The organism is Azospirillum agricola, from assembly GCF_017876095.1.
Taxonomy (GTDB): Bacteria; Pseudomonadota; Alphaproteobacteria; order Azospirillales; family Azospirillaceae; genus Azospirillum; species Azospirillum agricola.
The window spans coordinates 241,853-259,855 of record NZ_JAGINM010000004.1; the positions used below are offsets into that span (position 1 = coordinate 241,853).

Annotated in this window: 20 protein-coding genes; 7 read left to right on the forward strand and 13 right to left on the reverse strand. The window is 69.6% G+C overall.

What is annotated here, in order from left to right:
• Positions 1-56: 56 nt before the first annotated feature.
• The gene (locus tag J2847_RS07545; protein ID WP_209778314.1) at positions 57-305 is read left to right on the forward strand and encodes a hypothetical protein; all 249 of its coding nucleotides are present in this window, start codon (positions 57-59) and stop codon (positions 303-305) included.
• Positions 306-329: 24 nt separating this feature from the next.
• Here J2847_RS07545 and J2847_RS07550 read toward each other — a convergent pair whose 3' ends face one another.
• From J2847_RS07550 to J2847_RS07590, 9 genes are all read right to left on the reverse strand, one after another.
• Positions 330-743, reverse strand: coding sequence for an EVE domain-containing protein (locus J2847_RS07550; protein ID WP_085555279.1), 414 nt, complete (start codon positions 741-743; stop codon positions 330-332).
• A gap of 17 nt (positions 744-760) precedes the next feature.
• Positions 761-1,045, reverse strand: coding sequence for a YciI family protein (locus J2847_RS07555; RefSeq protein ID WP_209778316.1), 285 nt, complete (start codon positions 1,043-1,045; stop codon positions 761-763).
• Positions 1,046-1,142: 97 nt separating this feature from the next.
• On the reverse strand, positions 1,143-2,162 hold the full coding sequence (locus J2847_RS07560) for an NAD(P)H-dependent glycerol-3-phosphate dehydrogenase (protein ID WP_209778318.1): 1,020 nt from the start codon (positions 2,160-2,162) through the stop codon (positions 1,143-1,145).
• 84 nt (positions 2,163-2,246) lie between these two features.
• A complete protein-coding gene (gstA, locus tag J2847_RS07565) occupies positions 2,247-2,852 on the reverse strand; it encodes a glutathione transferase GstA (RefSeq protein WP_209778320.1) in 606 nt (201 codons plus the stop codon).
• Positions 2,853-2,940: 88 nt separating this feature from the next.
• A complete protein-coding gene (locus J2847_RS07570) occupies positions 2,941-4,023 on the reverse strand; it encodes a sn-glycerol-3-phosphate import ATP-binding protein UgpC (protein ID WP_209778321.1) in 1,083 nt (360 codons plus the stop codon).
• A gap of 22 nt (positions 4,024-4,045) precedes the next feature.
• A complete protein-coding gene (ugpE, locus tag J2847_RS07575) occupies positions 4,046-4,912 on the reverse strand; it encodes a sn-glycerol-3-phosphate ABC transporter permease UgpE (RefSeq protein ID WP_209778323.1) in 867 nt (288 codons plus the stop codon).
• Entirely contained in the window at positions 4,909-5,793 is an 885-nt protein-coding gene (gene ugpA, locus J2847_RS07580; protein WP_209778324.1) for a sn-glycerol-3-phosphate ABC transporter permease UgpA, read from the reverse strand. The genes ugpE and ugpA overlap by 4 nt, the downstream gene beginning before the upstream one ends.
• A 208-nt stretch (positions 5,794-6,001) precedes the next feature.
• On the reverse strand, positions 6,002-7,342 hold the full coding sequence (gene ugpB / locus J2847_RS07585; RefSeq protein ID WP_209778326.1) for a sn-glycerol-3-phosphate ABC transporter substrate-binding protein UgpB: 1,341 nt from the start codon (positions 7,340-7,342) through the stop codon (positions 6,002-6,004).
• 513 nt (positions 7,343-7,855) lie between these two features.
• On the reverse strand, positions 7,856-9,385 hold the full coding sequence (locus tag J2847_RS07590) for an ATP-binding response regulator (protein ID WP_209778328.1): 1,530 nt from the start codon (positions 9,383-9,385) through the stop codon (positions 7,856-7,858).
• Positions 9,386-9,606: 221 nt separating this feature from the next.
• Between J2847_RS07590 and J2847_RS07595 the strand changes: the two genes are divergently transcribed.
• Both J2847_RS07595 and J2847_RS07600 read left to right on the forward strand, forming a co-directional pair.
• On the forward strand, positions 9,607-10,389 hold the full coding sequence (locus J2847_RS07595) for a M48 family metallopeptidase (RefSeq protein ID WP_209778330.1): 783 nt from the start codon (positions 9,607-9,609) through the stop codon (positions 10,387-10,389).
• 81 nt (positions 10,390-10,470) lie between these two features.
• The gene (locus J2847_RS07600; RefSeq protein WP_209778331.1) at positions 10,471-11,673 is read left to right on the forward strand and encodes a multidrug effflux MFS transporter; all 1,203 of its coding nucleotides are present in this window, start codon (positions 10,471-10,473) and stop codon (positions 11,671-11,673) included.
• Here the strand turns inward: J2847_RS07600 and J2847_RS07605 are convergent.
• A complete protein-coding gene (locus tag J2847_RS07605) occupies positions 11,639-12,190 on the reverse strand; it encodes an MgtC/SapB family protein (protein WP_209778333.1) in 552 nt (183 codons plus the stop codon). The genes J2847_RS07600 and J2847_RS07605 overlap by 35 nt on opposite strands.
• Before the next feature lie 440 nt (positions 12,191-12,630).
• Here J2847_RS07605 and J2847_RS07610 point away from each other — a divergent pair, with 440 nt between their 5' ends.
• Positions 12,631-13,767: a type III PLP-dependent enzyme gene (locus J2847_RS07610; protein WP_209778334.1), complete on the forward strand. Its 1,137-nt coding sequence runs from the start codon at positions 12,631-12,633 to the stop codon at positions 13,765-13,767.
• A gap of 197 nt (positions 13,768-13,964) precedes the next feature.
• Here J2847_RS07610 and J2847_RS07615 read toward each other — a convergent pair whose 3' ends face one another.
• Entirely contained in the window at positions 13,965-14,177 is a 213-nt protein-coding gene (locus tag J2847_RS07615) for a DUF1127 domain-containing protein (RefSeq protein ID WP_085555292.1), read from the reverse strand.
• 288 nt (positions 14,178-14,465) lie between these two features.
• Here J2847_RS07615 and J2847_RS07620 point away from each other — a divergent pair, with 288 nt between their 5' ends.
• Together J2847_RS07620 and J2847_RS07625 are read left to right on the forward strand one after the other, a co-directional pair.
• A complete protein-coding gene (locus tag J2847_RS07620) occupies positions 14,466-15,149 on the forward strand; it encodes an HAD family hydrolase (protein WP_209778336.1) in 684 nt (227 codons plus the stop codon).
• A gap of 13 nt (positions 15,150-15,162) precedes the next feature.
• Positions 15,163-15,510: a cupin domain-containing protein gene (locus tag J2847_RS07625; protein ID WP_209778337.1), complete on the forward strand. Its 348-nt coding sequence runs from the start codon at positions 15,163-15,165 to the stop codon at positions 15,508-15,510.
• A gap of 94 nt (positions 15,511-15,604) precedes the next feature.
• On the opposite strand, the gene J2847_RS07630 is transcribed toward J2847_RS07625, so the two are convergent.
• The gene (locus J2847_RS07630) at positions 15,605-15,847 is read right to left on the reverse strand and encodes a hypothetical protein (RefSeq protein WP_209778339.1); all 243 of its coding nucleotides are present in this window, start codon (positions 15,845-15,847) and stop codon (positions 15,605-15,607) included.
• 157 nt (positions 15,848-16,004) lie between these two features.
• Complete coding sequence (gene rpsD, locus J2847_RS07635) at positions 16,005-16,619, reverse strand: 30S ribosomal protein S4 (RefSeq protein ID WP_085555296.1); 615 nt, start codon at positions 16,617-16,619, stop codon at positions 16,005-16,007.
• A gap of 250 nt (positions 16,620-16,869) precedes the next feature.
• On the opposite strand from rpsD, the gene J2847_RS07640 reads away from it, so the two are divergent.
• Positions 16,870-17,988, forward strand: coding sequence for an NAD(P)/FAD-dependent oxidoreductase (locus tag J2847_RS07640; RefSeq protein ID WP_209778341.1), 1,119 nt, complete (start codon positions 16,870-16,872; stop codon positions 17,986-17,988).
• Positions 17,989-18,003: the final 15 nt, after the last annotated feature.

Here is an 18,003-nt window from a genome sequence, read left to right on the forward strand (position 1 = left end):
GTCGGAGCGGTAGATTGCCGCAGGACGGCAACGATCACGGGCGGCAGGGATTTCCGATGTCCAGCACCACCAGCACGGACGCCAACACCGACAGCGCCGACGTCACCGCCCGGCTGACGCAGATCGGTGACCGGACCAGCCTGATGGTGATCGACGCGACGCTGCGCACGGCGCACGCCGACGGCGTCAAGCCCCTGCCCGGCCTGACCGCCGCCGGGGCCGCCGGCGAGGTGCGCGAACTGGCCCGCCGGATGCTTCAGGCCACCCGCGACTTCCGGGCGGTCCTCCACGAAGCGGCGGAATAACGCCGCTCCGCTTTTCCTACGGATTCACGGATCGATCCCAGCCAGTTCGCAGACCCGCGCCCATTCGTCGTCGGCGACCGGGCACACCGACAGCCGCGACTGGCGCACCAGCGCCATGTTCTGCAACAGCGGGTCGGCCTTCATCTGCTTCAGCGTGACCGGCACCTTCACCGCCTTCACCGGGGCGACGTCGACCATCCCGAAACGGCCCGCCGGGTCGCTCGGGTCGGGGTAGTAGGTGCGGGCGATCTCGACGACGCCCACCACCTCCAGCCCCTCGTTGGAATGGTAGAAGAAGGCGTGGTCGCCGACCCGCATGGCCTTCAGGTTGTTCGCCGCCTGATGGTTGCGCACGCCGTCCCAATGGGTGCGGCCATCGGCGACCATGCGGTCCCACGAATACTTGAACGGTTCCGACTTCAGCAGCCAATGGGCCATCACCGGGGCACTCCCGCTCAGACCTTCGGGTAGACGCGGCGCCAGGGCCGGATCACCACGCTGTCGAACAGGCCGGCCTTGGCGTAGGGGTCGTTGTCGGCGAAGGCCCGCGCCTCGGCGGCGTCGGCGAACTCGACGATCAGCAGGCTGCCGACCATGCCCTGGCCGTCGTCCGACAGCAGCGGGCCGGCGGCGAACAGGCGCGCCGCGTTGGCCTCCAGATACTCCAGGTGGGCGGCGCGGTTGGACGCGCGGATCTCGGCGGCGCCCGCCTTGTCGGTGCAATGGAACATGTACAGCATCGAGGAACTCCTCCCGTTCGGTCGGGCGCGAGCCTAGCGCAGGCGGCGACCGGGGAAAAGCGTCAGCCGAGGCCGTGCCCGATGCTCCGGCGGGATGTCAGACGCCCTCGCCGCGGAAGGGCCGCGCCAGCAGACCGTCGATGGTCTCGTCCAGCCCGGCGCCGCGGTTGAGGATGGCGTCCACCGCGGCGCAGATCGGCATGTCGACCCCGAGCCGCCCGGCCAGCCCGACCACGGCGGCGGCGGTGTAGACGCCCTCCGCCACCGAGCGGCGCGCCGCCAGGATGTCGGCCAGCGCCCGGCCCTCGCCCAGCGCCGCCCCCAGCGACATGTTGCGCGATTGCAGGCTGGAGCAGGTCAGCGTCAGGTCGCCCAGCCCCGACAGCCCCATCAGCGTCTCCGCCCGCCCGCCGAGCGCCAGCGCCAGCCGGGTGATCTCGGCAAGGCCGCGCGTGATCAGCGCCGCCCGCGCGTTGTCGCCCAGCCTGCGGCCCTCGACGACGCCGCAGGCGATGGCCAGCACGTTCTTCACCGCCCCGCCGATCTGCGAGCCGACGACATCGTCCGAGCGGTAGGGCCGGAAGGTGCGGCTGCCCAGCGCCGCGACCAGGGCGGCGCCGAGCTCCGCGTCCTCGCAGGCCAGCGTCACCGCCGTCGGCAGCCCGCGCGCGACCTCCGCCGCGAAGGTCGGGCCGGACAGGATCGCCACCGGCGTGCCGGCCGGCAGGGCCGCCGCCACCGCCTCGCTCATCAGCGCGAAGCTGTCCAGCTCGATGCCCTTGGCGCAGACGATCACCGGCACGCCGGGCCGCAGCAGCGGGGCCAGCCGGGCGCAGACCGCGCGGGCGTGCTGGGCGGGCGACACCAGCAGCAGCGCGTCGCAGGCGCCGGCCTCGGCGAGATCGCCGGTCACCGCCAGTTCGGCCGGAAGCGGCACGCCGGGCAGGTAGTCGCGATTCTCGCGGTGAATGACCATCGCCTCGACCACCGCCGGCTCGCGCGCCCACAGCAGCGCCTCGCGCCCGGCGCGCAGGGACGCCAGCGCCAGGGCGGTGCCCCAGGCGCCGCCGCCGACGACGCCGATGCGGTGGATGGAGGGAAGAGCGGGGGTCGTCATGGAAGACTGTCCTTCGGGATAAGGTCGGTCGGGGGGCGGGGAGCAAGCAAAGCCCCTCTCCCACAAGGGGAGAGGGGCTGTCTGTCAGCCCTGCGCTTCGGCCGCCAGGGCCTCCTTGACCGCCGGGCGGGCGGCGACACGCTCCACGAAGGCGGCCAGATTCGGCCAGGACGCCAGATCGATCCCGACGCGCGGCGCCCAGCCCAGCACGACGAAGGCGTAGGCGTCGGCCACCGTGAACGCCTCGCCGGTCAGGAAGGGCTTGCCGTCGAGCTGGCGGTCGAGCACGCCGAACTTGGCGGCCAGCGTCTGCTTGACGATGTCCTTGTAGGCGTCCGGCGTGTTCGGGCGGAACAGCGGGCTGAAGGTCTTGTGCAGTTCGCTCGACACGAAGTTCAGCCATTCCTGCACGCGGTAGCGCGCGATGGTCCCGGCCGCCGGGATCAGGCCGCTTTCGGGCGCCTTGTCGGCGACGTACTGGACGATCACCGGCCCTTCGGTGAGGATGCCGCCGTCGCCCAGACCCAGCGTCGGGACCTGCCCCTTGGGGTTGACGGCGAGGAAGTCGCTGCCGTCCTCCAGCACCTTCTTCGCCAGATCGACCTTCACCAGATCGAAGGGCAGCCCGGCCTCGCGCAGCACGATGTGGGGCGAGAGGGAGCAGGCGCCGGGCTTGTAATAGAGCTTCATGTCCAGGGTCCCGTGTGGGTGAGGGGGCTGAGAGCCCCAGAGGTAGCGCGCTCCGCGCCTCCAGGCCAGCCCCCCGTCGCGCTCCCCCTCAGGCCTCGGCCAGACGGCGGCCGCCGTCGGCGTCGAACAGGTGCAGCGCGCCCGGCTGCGGCGCCACCGTCAGGCGGTCGCCCTCGCGGCAGGCCGGCAGCCCGGCCATGCGGACCACCAGCGACTCGCCGTCGGGCAGGCGGCCATAGACCACGGTGTCGGCGCCCAGCGCCTCCACCAGCTCCACCTGGATCGACGAGGCGCCGGGGGCGTCGGCCGCCGTCAGCGCCAGATGCTCCGGCCGGATGCCCAGCTTGACGGCGCGTCCGGCGTCGGCGGCGCGCGGGGCGGCGAGCGGCAGGACGGCGCCGCCCGGCATGGCGATCGCCGCTCCCGCCGGGTCGATGCGGCCGTCCAGCACGTTCATCGGCGGCGAGCCGATGAAGCCGGCGACGAACAGGCTGGCCGGGCGCTGGTAGACCTCCAGCGGCGTGCCGATCTGCTCGGCGACGCCGTGGTTCATCACCAGGATGCGGTCGGCCAGCGTCATCGCCTCCACCTGGTCGTGGGTGACGTAGAGGCTGGTGATGCCCAGCCGGTCCTGAAGCCGCTTGATCTCGACGCGCATCTGGGTGCGCAGCTTGGCGTCGAGGTTGGACAGCGGCTCGTCGAACAGGAAGGCCGAGGGCTCGCGCACGATGGCGCGGCCCATGGCGACGCGCTGGCGCTGGCCGCCGGAGAGCTGGCTCGGCCGGCGGTCGAGGAAGCGGCCGAGCTCCAGGATCTCGGCGGCCTTGGCGACGCGGCTCTGGATCTCCGGCTTGGGGATGCCGCGGATCTTCAGGCCGTAGGCCATGTTGTCGAACACGCTCATGTGCGGGTAGAGCGCGTAGTTCTGGAACACCATGGCGATGTCGCGGTCCTTGGGGTCGAGCCCGTTGACCACGCGGCCGCCGATGGCGATCTCGCCGCCGGTGATGCCCTCCAGCCCGGCGACCATGCGCAGCAGGGTGGATTTCCCGCAGCCGCTGGGACCGAGCAGGACGAGGAACTCGCCGTCCTGGACGGCGACGTCGATGCCCTTGATCGCCTCGACCGGGCCATAGGACTTGCGGACGTTTCGGATGTCTACGGTTGCCATGTCTGTCTTGTTTCCCGCTGTCCTACTTTTCGCTGTCCACCAGGCCCTTGACGAACCAGCGCTGCATGAAGACCACCACCGCGACCGGCGGCAGCATCGCCAGCACGGTCGTCGCCATGATCAGGTTCCAGTCGTTGGCGGCCTCGCCGGTGCCGATCATCTTGGTGATGCCGATGACGATGGTCTCCATGTCCGCGCTGTTGGTGATCAGCAGCGGCCAGAGATACTGGTTCCAGCCATAGATGAAGAGGATGACGAACAGCGCCGCGATGTTGGTCTTCGACAGCGGCAGCACGACGTCGAGGAAGAAGCGCACCGCCCCCGCCCCGTCGATCCGGGCGGCCTCCACCAGCTCGTCCGGGATGGTCAGGAAGAACTGGCGGAACAGCAGCGTCGCGGTGGCCGACGCGATCAGCGGGATGGTCAGCCCGGCGTAGCTGTCGATCAGACCGAGGTCGGCGACCACCTTGTAGGTCGGGATGATCCGCACCTCCACCGGCAGCATCAGCGTGATGAAGATCATCCAGAAGAAGGCCATGCGGAAGGGAAACCGGAAGAAGGCCACCGCGTAGGCGGAAAGGATCGAGATGGCGATCTTGCCGAGCGCGATGGCCAGCGCCATCACCAGGCTGTTCAGCACCATCACCCGCACCGGGGTGTAGGAGGCGCGGGCGCCGTGGCTCTCGCTCCAGGCCTGGGAATAGTTGTTGAAGGCCTCGCCGCCGGGGATCAGCGGCAGGTTGCCGCGCCCGATGGTGGCCGAATCCCAGGTCGAGCCGATCAGCGTCACGTAGATCGGAAAGGCGAAGATCAGAACGCCGACGATCAGCACGATGTGGGGCACGAGGTCGATCAGGCGGCGCCCGCCGGTGGTGTGGGATGCGGTCATGCGTAGTGCACCTTGCGCTCGACGAAGCGGAACTGCACCGCGGTCAGCGCGATGACGATGACCATCAGGATCACCGATTGGGCCGAGGAGGCGCCGAGGTCGTTGTTGACCACGCCGTCCTGGTAGACGCGGAAGATCAGCGTCTCGGTCGATTTGCCGGGGCCGCCGTGGGTCAGCGCGTGGATGGTGCCGAAGGTCTCGAAGAAGGCGTAGACCATGTCCACCACCAGCAGGAAGAAGGTGGTCGGCGACAGCAGCGGGAAGGTGATGGTCCAGAAGCGCCGCACCGGGCCGGCGCCGTCGATGCTCGCCGCCTCCATCACCGAGCGCGGGATCGCCTGGAGCCCGGCCAGGAAGAAGATGAAGTTGTAGGCGACCTGCTTCCAGCTCGCCGCCAGGATGACCATGATCATCGCCTGGGTGCCGTTCAGCCGGTAGTCCCAGTCGAGCCCCAGCCGGTTGAGCAGCTGGCCGAGCGAGCCGATCTCCGGGTTGAAGATGAACATCCACAGCACGGCGGCGACGGCCGGCGCCAGCGCGTAGGGCCAGATCAGCAGCGTCTTGTAGGCGCGCGCCCCCTTGATCTTCGAATCGGCCAGCACCGCCAGCAGCAGCGCCACGCCGAGCGACAGGACCGTGACCGAGACGCTGAAGATGGCGGTGGTCTTCAGCGTCTCGATGTAGTTCGGGTCGCGCAGGATGACCTCGAAATTCTCGAACCAGACGAACTCGCTGCGCAGCCCGAAGGCGTCCTGGATGTGGACCGACTGCCAGATCGCCTGGGCCGCCGGCCAGATGAAGAAGACCAGCGTCACCGCCACCTGCGGCGCCAGCAGCAGGTAGGGCAGAAGCTTGTTGTCGAAGATCACGCGACGCTGCAAGGGCGGGCCTCGTTCAAGATTTTAGACCATCCACGGATGAAGGCGGGCAAGGGAAGGGAGATCGGACCGGAACGCCCCATCCTCCACAAGCGTCATGCCCGGCCTTGGGCCGGGCATCCACGGCCGCGAACCAAGGCGCGGCAACGGCGCGTGGATGGCCGGGACAAGCCCGGCCATGACGGAGGGTGGGAAAAGGTCGGCCCTGTTCTCAGTTCTTGTTCGCGCGCTCGAAGTTGCGCAGCACCACGTTGCCGCGCTGGACGGCGGTGTCGAGCGACTGCTGGACCGGCTGGCCCTGGAAGGCCTTCTCGAGCTCCTCCTGGATGATGTTGCGGATCTCCGGCAGGTTGCCGAGCCGCAGCCCCATCGTGTTCTCGGTCGTCGGCGTGCGGGTGAGCTGCTTCGCCGGAACGTCGGCGCCGGGGTTCTTCTCGTAGAAGCCCTCGGCCTTGGCCAGCTCGAAGCCCTTGAAGGTCACCGGGACGTAGCCGGTGTCCATGTGCCACTTGGCGTCGATCTCCGGCTTGGCGAGGTAGGTGAAGAACTCCGACACCGCCTTGTATTCGGCCGGGGTCCGCTTGGGCGCGGTCATCACCCAGAAGGCGGCGCCGCCGATGATGCCGTTCTTCGGCTCGCCCTTGATCTGGTCGGGCCAGTAGGGCAGCGGGGCGGCGCCCCAGGCGAAGGTCGCCTCCTTGGCGATGCGGCTGCGCAGGCCCGACGAGGCGTGGATGATCGCGCATTCGCCCGACGGGAACAGGCCGTCCGGCTTGTTGTCGCGGCCGCCGTAGCGGAAGGTGCCCTCCTTCTGCATGTCGACCAGCGTCTGCACATGCTTGACGTAGAGCGGCGCGTTGATCTTCAGCTCGGCGTTCAGCCCGCCGAAGCCGTTGGCCTGCGAGGCGAAGGGCGTGTCGTGGATGGCGCCGAGCTGCTCGAACTGCGCCCAGGTCGGCCAGGAGGTGGTGAAGGGGCAGGCGATTCCGGCCGCCTTCAGCGCTTTCGCCGCCCCGATCAGCTCCGGCCAGGTCGCCGGCGCCTTGTTGGGGTCGAGGCCGGCCTTCTGGAAGGCGTCCTTGTTGTAGAACATGATGTTGGTGGAGCTGTTGAACGGCAGCGCCATCATCTTCCCGTCCTTGGACGAGTAGTAGCCGCTGACCGCCGGGATGTAAGCCTTGGGGTCGACCGTGGCCCCCGTCTCCTGCATCAGCTGGTGGACCGGCTTGACCGCCGGTCCGGCGGCCAGCATGGTCGCGGTGCCGACCTCGAACATCTGCACGATGTGCGGCGCGTTGCCGGCGCGGAAGGCGGCGATGGCGGCCTGCATCGTCTCCGGGTAGCTGCCCTTGAAGGAGGGGTTGACCTGGACCTTGTCCTGGCTGGCGTTGAAGCCCTTCACGACCTCCTCGAGCTGGCCGCCGAGCGGCTGCGGCAGGCCGTGCCAGAACTCCACGACCGTCTTCTGCTGCGCGAGGGCGGCACCCGAGGACAGGCCGGCGGCAAGAGCGAGGGCGGCGGTCGCGAGGCCGAGCGTGCGGCGGGTCAACATGCGGTGGATCTCCCTGTCACGATTGAGTTTCGTGGTTGTCTGGATGAAGCTTGCGGGTTGCCGTCCCGCGACGGTTTCGTGAAGTTTCCGTGGCAACCGCATACGGGGATGCGCAACAGCCTCACGCCCTGCCAACGACGGCAGCCCCGCCGCCGGATGGCGCGAGGCTGGAAAAGGCACAGGGGTGGGCAAACGGATCGGCAACTCGCGGCCGATGCGGCATGACGGAAACCTCCCCAACGCTCTTGCTCGGGACCTTCTGGTTCCCGTTAAGGGAAGCCTGCGCGCGTGGGGGGCATCCTGTCAATCGGCCGTCCGAAATACGCGGGGGCAACGGACCCGGCCGGCAAGGGGGCCGGTGCAAGCGAGACCGTCCCGGGACGCGGATGAACACGGATTCGTCATCCTCTCGACCCGTGTTCATCCGTGGGCCGGCGCAGCCGGCATTTTGTTCATCCGTGTCGAAATCCTCTTGCACGGACGTTCAGCCGATCCGACCGCCGGGCGCCGCCCTCACATCACCGGGCGGCGCCCGGCGGTCAGGGTGCGGGCCAGCAGCGACTTCAGCAGCGCCGGGTCGCAGGGCTTGTGGAGCAGGCGCAGACCCGAACGGTCGACGCTGCGCAGCCGGTCCGGATCGGTGTCGCCGGTGACGATCACCCCCGGCACCCGCCGCCCGCAGCGGGCGCGCACCGCCTGGATGGCGTCGATGCCGCTCTCCGGCCCGGACAGGCGCAGGTCGGACAGCACCAGATCCGGCGGGGCCGCCGCGTCCAGCCCGGCGACCGCCTCGTCGATGCCGCGCACCGGGATCACGTCGTAGCCCCAGCCGCGCAGCAGAAGCCCGATGCCCTCCAGCTGCATGGCGTCGTCCTCGATCACCAGCACGGTGCCGGTCTCGGCCGGGTCCCCCTCCGCCGCATCCTCGGCGCCCGGATCGTCCTCGTCGGTGCCGGCGTCGGCCAGCGGCACCTCGACGACGAAGACCGAGCCGCGCCCCGGCCTGGAGCGCAGCGTCACCGGGTGGCCGAGCGTCTCCGCCAGCCGCCGCACGATGGCCAGCCCGAGCCCGAGCCCCTGCTTGCGGTCGCGCCCCGGATTGCCGAGCTGGTGGAAATCCTCGAAGATCGCCGCGTGGTTGGCCGGGTCGATGCCGATGCCGGTGTCCCACACCTCGATCAGCAGCCGGTCCTTCCGGCGCCGCGCCGCCAGCAGCACCCCGCCGCTCTCGGTGTAGCGGATGGCGTTGGACAGGATCGGGCGCAGCAGCCGCTCCAGCAGGGTCGGGTCGCTGGTGATCTCGACCCCGGCCGGGCGGACGTTGAAGCGCAGGCCCTTGGCCTCGGCCTCCGGCCCGAATTCCTCCAGCATCTGGCCCAGCGTCTCGTCGACGGGGAAGCCGCGCGGCTGCGGCACGACCAGACCGGCCTCCAGCGCCGAGACGTCGAGCAGGGCGCGCAGCAGCGTCTCGCCGCCGATGATCGACTGCTCCAGCTTGTTGCCCAGCTCGACGCTGGCCGGGTCGGTCAGCCGCATCATCAGCAGGTGGTGAAACAGGTGCATCGCCTGGAAGGGCTGGCGCAGGTCGTGGCTCGCCGCCGACAGGAACTTGCCCTTGGCGGTGCGCGCCCGCTCGGCGTCGGCGCGGGCGCGGGCCGCCTCCTCCTGCGCCACCGCCAGCCTTGCGGCGTCGGCGTCGCCGATGGCGGCCACGCCGGTCACCGCGCCGTCGGCGTCGCGCACCGCCGTCAGCGTCAGCGCGCCCGTCGGCAGCACGCCGGCCACCGTCGCCGAGGCGCCGGTCACCGCCACCCGGCGCCGCTGCCCCTCGACGAGCTGGGCGAGCGCCGCCGGCACCCCCGCCTGCGCCAGCGTCTTGCCCTCGATCTCCTCCGGCTGCTGGCCGAGCGCCGCCGCGAAGGCGCGGTTGGCCACGAGAAGCCGCCCCTGCGCGTCGAGCAGCGCGTGCGGCGCACCGTTCGCCGAGAGCAGCGCGTCCAGCCAATCCTCGCGTTTCGTCGTATGGCTTCCGTTCAGAGGCATGGCTGTATACTCGGTGAGGATTTTGGAGCGGTGGAAGAAGAACGGTGGCGGTACCACTCCTTTATCTTGTCCCTCGATCGATCGTGTCAAATCCGACCTGAGTCGATCCCCTGGGAGAAAATTGGCACGAACCCTATAGACCGTCCGGCAGGGGCATAGGCTTGGCCATGACGAATCGGTGTGGAGATTGGCGTCTTCCGGCGGGCGGGCTATAAGGACGCATGGTGTCCCGCCGCCCCGCCCCGTCGCGCCGACCGAAGCGCTCCGCCGCCCAGAAGCCCAAGCCGCCGCGCGCCCTGGAGGTCGTCGGGCTGCCGGTGCCGCTGGAGCTGCGCGAGAGCGCCCGGGCCACCCGGATGACGCTGCGGGTCGATCCCGGACGCGGGCTGGTCCAGGTGGTGATCCCGGTCGGCGTGTCGGAGACCGACGCCCGCCATTTCATCGGCCGCCACGACGGCTGGCTGCGCGCCCGCATCGCCGCCCTGCCGCCCTCGCTGCCCTTCGAGGACGGCGCGTCGATCCCCTATCTCGGAGTCGAGCACCCGATCCGCCACACCCCCGAGCTGCGCGGCGCGACCCGGATCGAGGACGGCGCCCTGCTGGTCGGCGGTCAGGCCGGGCATGTCGCCCGCCGCGTCCGCGACTTCCTGGTCAACGAGGCGCGCCGCGAGCTGGCCAGCCGCGCGCGGGAGAAGGCCGCGACCATCGGCGCGCGGGTCGCCGCCGTCACCGTGCGCGACACCAAGAGCCGCTGGGGAAGCTGTTCCTCGACCGGCCGGCTGTCCTTCTCCTGGCGGCTGATCCTGACGCCGGAGCCGGTGCTGGATTACGTCGTCGCCCACGAAGTGGCCCATCTGCGCGAGATGAACCATTCCGCCCGCTTCTGGGCGCTGTGCGCCAGCCTCGCCACCGGAATGGGGGCCACCGGAATGGGGGCCGCCGGGATGGAGACGCCGCGCGCCTGGCTGAAGGCCAACGGCACCCGGCTGCTGCGCTACGGCTGAGCACGCGCGCTTTTTCCCGTGCGGACTGGTTTCGTCTGATAGAGTGCGGCCGCGCTTCCGCTGCCGGCCCGATTCCCGCCCATGCCACGTTCCGATTCGCTCGTCATCCGCGTCCTGCTGACGGCGCTGGTCGCCTTCGGCCCGCTGTCCACCGACCTCTACCTGCCGTCGCTGCCGACGCTGGTGCGGGTGCTCGACACCGACATCGCCACCGTGCAGCTCACGCTGTCGGTGTTCCTGGTCGGCTTCGCGGTGTCGCAGCTCGTCTACGGGCCGATGTCCGACCGCTTCGGGCGGCGGCCGGTGCTGCTGGTCGGGATCGTCATCTATCTGGTCGCCAGCGCCGCCTGCGCCCTGACCAATGACATCCACGGGCTGATCGCCGCCCGCTTCCTCCAGGCTCTCGGCGCCTGCTGCGGCCCGGTGGTGGCGCGCGCGGTGGTGCGCGACGTGTTCGGGCGCGACCGGGCGGCGACCGTGCTCGCCTACATGGCGATGGCGATGGCGCTCGCCCCGGCGGTCGGGCCGATCCTCGGCGGCGTGGTGACCGAGCTGTTCGGCTGGCGCGCCAACTTCGTGCTGCTCGCCGGCTTCGCGGCCCTCATCCTCGCCGCCGTCTGGAGCCTGCTGGCCGAGACCAACGCCCACCGCGACGAGGAGGCGCTGCAACCCGGACGGCTGCTCGCCAACTACGCCCTGCTGCTGCGCAACCGGGCCTTCGTCGGCCATGTGCTGGTGGTCGCCTGCTCCTACAGCGGCATCTTCGCCTTCATCTCCGGCTCCTCCTTCGTGCTGATCGGGCGGCTGCATTTGTCGCCCGCCGAATACGGCATGAGCTTCGGCACGGCGGTGCTCGGCTACATGGCCGGCTCCTTCCTGGCCGGGCGGCTGACCGGCCGGCTCGGCGGGCCGCGGATGGTGCGCATCGGCACGGCGGTGTCGCTCGTCGGCGGGCTGGTGGGCGGCGCGCTGGCGCTGGCCGACATCCTGCACCTCGCCGCCATCCTGGCGCCGGTCTTCCTCTTCATCCTGGGGGCCGGGCTGACCCTGCCCAACGCCACCGCCAACGCGGTCGGCCCCTACCCGACCATGGCCGGGCTGGCCTCGTCGCTGCTGGGATTCGCCCAGATGACCATCGCCGCCATCGTCGGCATCGGGGTCGGCCACCTGCACGACGGCACCCAGCTGCCGATGATGGGCGCCATCGCCGCCGTCGGGCTGGGCGCGGTGGCGGCGCACCGGCTGCTGGTCAGTCCCGCGGACGCGGCGAGGCGATCCGCCTGACCCGGATGTCCCGGCTTCCGGCCCGGTTCCGGGCGCGGCCGCCGTCGCGGCGGCTCTCCTTGTCCAGGTCGGGGAACCAGCCCAGCAGCAGGGAGAAGACGATCGTCACCGCCAGGCACAGCCCGAGCGCCATGCCGGCCAGCATGTAATAGCCGGCGCCGCAGGCGATGCCGAGCGACCCCGCCACCCAGATGACCGCCGCCGTCGTCGCCCCGCGCACGCTGTCGCCCGAGCGGAACATGACGCCGGCGCTGATGAATCCGACCGCCTGGGCCACCCCCTGGATGACGCGGACCGGGTCGCTCCGCCCCTCGTCGCCCGGCGCGGCGAGCCCGCTGTAGAACTCCAGCGCCACCAGCGTGGTGACGGCGGAGCTGATGGCGATCAACGTGTGCGTGCGCAACCCCGCCGCCTTGCCCCGCATCTCGCGGTCCAGCCCGAGCAAGGCCCCGCAGAAGGCCGCCGCCAGCAGCCGCAACCCGATCTCCTCCAACGTCAAAACATCGGTCAAGCCCATGAAAACGCTCCGGTTTTTGTCACACTCCGGTGACCTGCCACTTTTTTGGGGCGCGTCGCATTTTTCACTTTGAATCCGCGTTCGTTGGATCTATGTAACGCGAACTCGCAAGCGCACGTGCCGCTGGCCCGCCCCTCGATTTCCCGAGATGTGGTTATGCAACGACGTAACGCGTGATCCCCGACCGTCCCTTAAACAAGGCGGCGTCTTGGAGGTTACGATGGTTCATGTTGTTGTGGGCGAGCCCGTGCTCGTCCGTCTCCGATTTTCCAGACTTCTGGTGCAAACCGACAGGACAGGGTCCTGTACGGGGCAATCCAGTATCGGCGGCCTTTACGCCTGACCAGCAAGAACCGCTGCTGGTCCGCTGAGCGTTAGGCCGCTCCGATCCCCCGACTCCGCCTTTTCCTATCCATCATCTTGCGTCCCAGGAGACTGAGATGAACCAGAAGATCGCGCGCTTTTTCGATGAGCAGCGCCCGCAGACCCCGTGCCTCGTCGTCGACCTCGACGTCGTCGAGCAGAACTACAACGACCTGCACGATGCGCTGCCCGACGCCCGCATCTTCTACGCGGTGAAGGCCAACCCGGCCGCGGAGATCCTGTCGCTGCTGGCGCGCCTCGGCTCGGCCTTCGACTGCGCCTCGGTCCCGGAAATCCAGATGGCGCTGGCCGCCGGCGCCACGCCCGAGCGCATCTCCTTCGGCAACACCATCAAGAAGGAGAGCGACATCCGCCGCGCCTTCGAGCTGGGCGTGCGCCTGTTCGCCTTCGACAGCGAGCCGGAACTGGAGAAGATCGAGCGCGCCGCCCCCGGCGCCCGCGTCTTCTGCCGCATCCTGACCTCGGGCGAGGGCGCCGAATGGCCGCTGTCGCGCAAGTTCGGCTGCGACCTGCCGATGGCCCGCGCGCTGCTGCTGAAGGCCCGCGACATGAACGTCCAGCCCTACGGCGTGTCGTTCCACGTCGGCTCGCAGCAGAAGGATCTGATGCAGTGGGACCACGCCATCTTCCAGGTGGCGCAGCTGTTCCGCGAGCTCGAGATCCTCGGCGTCGACCTCGGCATGATCAACCTGGGCGGCGGCTTCCCGACCCGCTACCGCACCGACGTGCCGGAATGCACCGCCTACGGCCAGGCGATCTTCGACTCGCTGCGCACCCACTTCGGCAACCACCTGCCGGAGACCATCGTCGAACCCGGCCGCGGCATGGTCGGCAGCGCCGGCGTGATCGAGAGCGAGGTCGTCCTGGTGTCGCGCAAGTCGGCCGAGGACACCAAGCGCTGGGTCTATCTCGACATCGGCAAGTTCGGCGGCCTCGCCGAGACGATGGACGAGGCCATCCAGTACCCGATCGAGGTGCTGGGCGACGACCTGACGGGCGAGCGCGAGGGCGTGATCCTGGCCGGCCCGACCTGCGACTCGGCCGACGTGCTGTACGAGCGCGCCGACTACCCGATGCCGATGGATCTGAAGGCCGGCGACCGCGTGCGCATCCACGCCACCGGCGCCTACACGACGACCTATTCGGCCGTCTGCTTCAACGGCTTCGAGCCGCTCAAGCATTACTGCATCTGAGGCTGTGCGGGGCTTCGGCCCCGCCGCTGTTCAGCGTCCGGCGATCCGTCGGCCGTCCATCCCGGCCGGCGGATCGAAGGGCCCCAGGGAACAGGCCCAGGAAGCGGGCAGGACGACGCCGCGTCCGGACAATGAAAAAGGGCCGCATCCCGATCGGGAGCGGCCCTTTTTGTCGTCTGCCCTGTCGTCCGGGGCGCTCATTCGCGCCAGAACGGCTTGGACATTTCCTGGTCGGCGTCCAGACGGCTGAAGCCGATGTCCTGGAGCATGCGCTCGTCGAGACGGCCGAGCTCGCGGCGGGTCACGATGCGCTGGCGCCACAGGCCGAACATGTTGGAGGCGCTCTCGACGATATGGGCGAAGGACAGGGTGCCGCGGCCGGCATCGGCCGAATGCAGGAGGGTTGCCATGATGGTGATTCCTATTGTCTTGTTTTCCGAGGGGTTCGCCGGTGAGGCGATCACGTCCTCTGTGTGTGGAAAGATAATTACGCCGTTTCGAGTCCCATTGCCACCCCCTTCGGCAACATGCCCGCTTTGCAGGCAACGAGTAACTGGCTGTGGAATGTCACCGATCTGTGGCAGAACTGTCATTCCATACACTTATCGTTCGCTCGGCCTACAATAGACGGCCCCCTGGACAATCCCGCCCGTCTTGGGTCATGCTTTGTTTTACTTACGGAAGATACGGCGCTCATCATGATCGACACCATCGGCTTCGACGGCGACGACACGCTGTGGCACAACGAGTCGCTCTTCTCGATGACGCAGGAGCGCTTCCGCGCCCTGCTCGCCCACAGCGCCGACCCGGCCGACCTCGACCGCCGGCTGCTGGAGGCGGAGCGCGCGAACCTGCGGATCTACGGCTACGGCATCAAGGGCTTCGTCCTGTCGATGATCGAGACCGCCATCGCCGTCACCGACGGCCGCGTGCCCGCCCGCGACCTGCAAAGCCTCGTCGATTTCGGCAAGGCGATGCTGGAGCATCCGGTGGAGCTGCTGCCCGGCGTCGCCGACACGGTGGCGGCGCTGGCCGGCCGCTACCGGCTGGTCCTGGTCACCAAGGGCGACCTGTTCGACCAGGAAAGCAAGATCGCCCGTTCCGGCCTCGCCGGCCGCTTCGACGCGGTGGAGATCGTCAGCGAGAAGGATCCCGCCAGCTACCGCCGGGTGCTGGAGCGCCACGGCGTCGACCCGGCGCGCTTCGTGATGGTCGGCAACTCGGTGCGCTCGGACATCCTGCCGGTGCTGGCCATCGGCGCCCACGCGGTCCACGTCCCCTACGCCATCACCTGGGCGCACGAGGAGGCCGCACCGCCCGACGAGCATTACCGCCGCATCGACTCGGTGCTGGATTTGCCGCCGCTGCTGGCGGCGTGGTGAGGAGGAGCCCGTCATGACCACGCTTTCCCCGCTGCCCATCGACGCGGCGCCCGAGACCGGCGCCCCCGCCGCCGACCGGCTGCTGTCCGGCGCCCCGGTCTTCACCACCTGGAACGCCTACGAGTCGCCCGACGGCAAGCGCTTCGCCGGGACATGGCGCTCCACGCCCGGCGCCTGGCGGATCGTCTACGACGAGTGGGAATATTGCGAGATCCTGGAGGGCGAGAGCGTCGTCGCCCACGACGACGGCCGCTCCTGGCGGCTGACGGCCGGCGACCGCTTCGTCATCGAGCCGGGCTTCCAGGGACGCTGGACGGTGGTCGGGACGACGACCAAGCGCTACGTCGTCATCCTGCCGTAGAGACACCGCTCCCTCTCGTCATGCCCGGTCTTGTGCCGGGCACGGGCATGACGTGTCGGAGGAAGAGGAAGCCGCGCGATGCCTCCGCGTCCTCTCAGCCGATGCTGGAACTCGCCGCCGGTGCGCTGGCGTGGTTGAGAACGGTGACCGCCTTGCGGCTCATTTCGACGACGAGCACCGCGAGCATCACCAGCGAGGCGACCAGCATCAGGCGGGCGATGTCGCGAACATGGGTGCGCTTCTTCGCACCGGCGCGGCGTTGCCGCTGCATCAGGCGGGTGCGGGCGGCCTCGCGGCGGCTTTCCAGCCGTTCCTCGATCCAATCGGTCGCCGACATGACGCCCTCCCGCCTCGGTCATCGCATCAATTCGATTGGCTTTTATATAAAATTTTATGCGAATGCGCAAGGGGGCTCCGCAACCCGGCACTCCGCGCCAAAGAAAAAGGCCGCTCCCGAGGGAGCGGCCTTGTCTTTTGCGGCGGAAGCCGACCGATCAGCGCGAGTAGAACTCGACGACCAGGTTCGGTTCCATCTGGACCGGGTACGGCACGTCGGCGAGCAGCGGCGCGCGGACGAAACGGCCCTTCAGGTTGCCGCCCTCGACCTCCAGGTAGTCGGGGATGTCACGCTCGCCGGAGGCCGAGGCTTCCAGGATCAGCGCCATCTGCTTCGACTTGGCCTTGACCTCGACGACGTCGTTGTCCTTCAGGCGGGCCGAGGCGATGTTCAGGCGGCGGCCGTTGACCAGGATGTGGCCGTGGTTGATGATCTGGCGCGCGGCGAACGGGGTCGGCGCGAACTTCATGCGGTAGACCACCGCGTCCAGACGGCGCTCGAGCAGGCCGATCAGGTTCTCGCCGGTGTCGCCCTTGCGGCGCACGGCCTCGGCGTAGATGCGGCGGAACTGCTTCTCGCCGATGTTGCCGTAGTAGCCCTTCAGCTTCTGCTTGGCCATCAGCTGGAGGCCGTAGTCCGACGGCTTCTTGCGGCGCTGGCCGTGCTGGCCGGGACCGTACTCGCGCTTGTTCAGCGGGCTCTTGGAACGGCCCCAGAGGTTGACGCCGAGGCGGCGGTCGATCTTGTACTTGGACTCTTGACGCTTGCTCATGACTCTCACGTCCTCGTTGGAACACGAGTTGATGTTGTCCCGGTAGTTCCGCCAGCCTTGCGGCAACGGACGGGGCGCACGCACGACGGCGCACACCCGCTTTCCCAGGAGGTGAAGGCGCGCACTATACGCATCCGCGCGCTCGAGTCAAACGCCGCGTCGCGGCAGGGCACGCATCGCCGGGTTCCGCTTGCGCCGCCCTCCGCTTTGCGCTCCCCTGCCGGCGGACGACGTGCGAAGAGGCGGGGCGATGGAACGGGTGGAGTGCGTGGTGGTCGGGGCCGGGGTGGTCGGGCTGGCGATCGCCCGCCGGCTGGCGCGGGCCGGACACGAGGTGATCGTGCTGGAGGCCGCCGACGCCATCGGCACCGGGACCAGCTCGCGCAACTCCGAGGTCATCCACGCCGGCATCTACTACCCCACCGGCAGCCTGCGCGCCCGGCTCTGCGTCGCCGGGCGGGACGCGCTCTATCAATATTGCGCCGAGCATGGGGTGGAGCACCGCCGGCTCGGCAAGCTGATCGTCGCGACCGAGGACAGCCAGCTCGCCCGGCTCGACGCGATCCGCGCCCAGGCCGCCGCCAACGGCGTCACCGATCTGTACGCCATCGACGCCGCCACCGCCCGCGAATGGGAGCCCAACCTGCGCACGGTCGGCGCGCTGGTCTCGCCCTCCACCGGAATCGTCGACAGCCACGGGCTGATGCTGGCCCTGCTGGGCGACGCCGAGGATTCCGGCGCCATGCTGGCCCTGCTGAGCCCGCTGGAGCGCGCCCACCGCGAGACGGACGGTTTCGTGCTGGAGGTCGGCGGGGCCGAGCCGATGCGGCTGGGCTGCGCGACGCTGGTCAACGCCGCCGGGCTCGGCGCCTGGGCGGTGGCAATCGGGCTGGAGGGCTTCCCGGCCGGGGATCTGCCGCCGCGCGTGCTGGCCAAGGGCAACTACTACGCGCTGGGCCAGGGGCGCTCGCCCTTCTCGCGCCTCGTCTACCCGGTGCCGGTCGATGGCGGGCTCGGGGTGCACCTGACGCTCGACCTCGCCGGGCAGGCGCGTTTCGGGCCGGACGTCGAATGGCTGGCGGACGCCGACGCCCCCGTCGACTACGCGGTCGATCCGGCGCGGGCCGACGCCTTCTACGACTCGGTGCGCGCCTATTGGCCCGGCCTGCCCGACGGGGCGCTGGTGCCGGCCTATTCCGGCGTCCGCCCCAAGCTGAGCGGCCCCGGCCAGCCGCAGCGGGATTTCCTGCTGCAAGGGCCGGAGACCCACGGGATTCCGGGGCTGGTCAACCTGTTCGGCATCGAATCGCCGGGTCTGACCTCCTGCCTCGCCATCGCCGACGCGGTCGCCGGGCGGCTCGATCGCTGACGGGATCCTTGACCG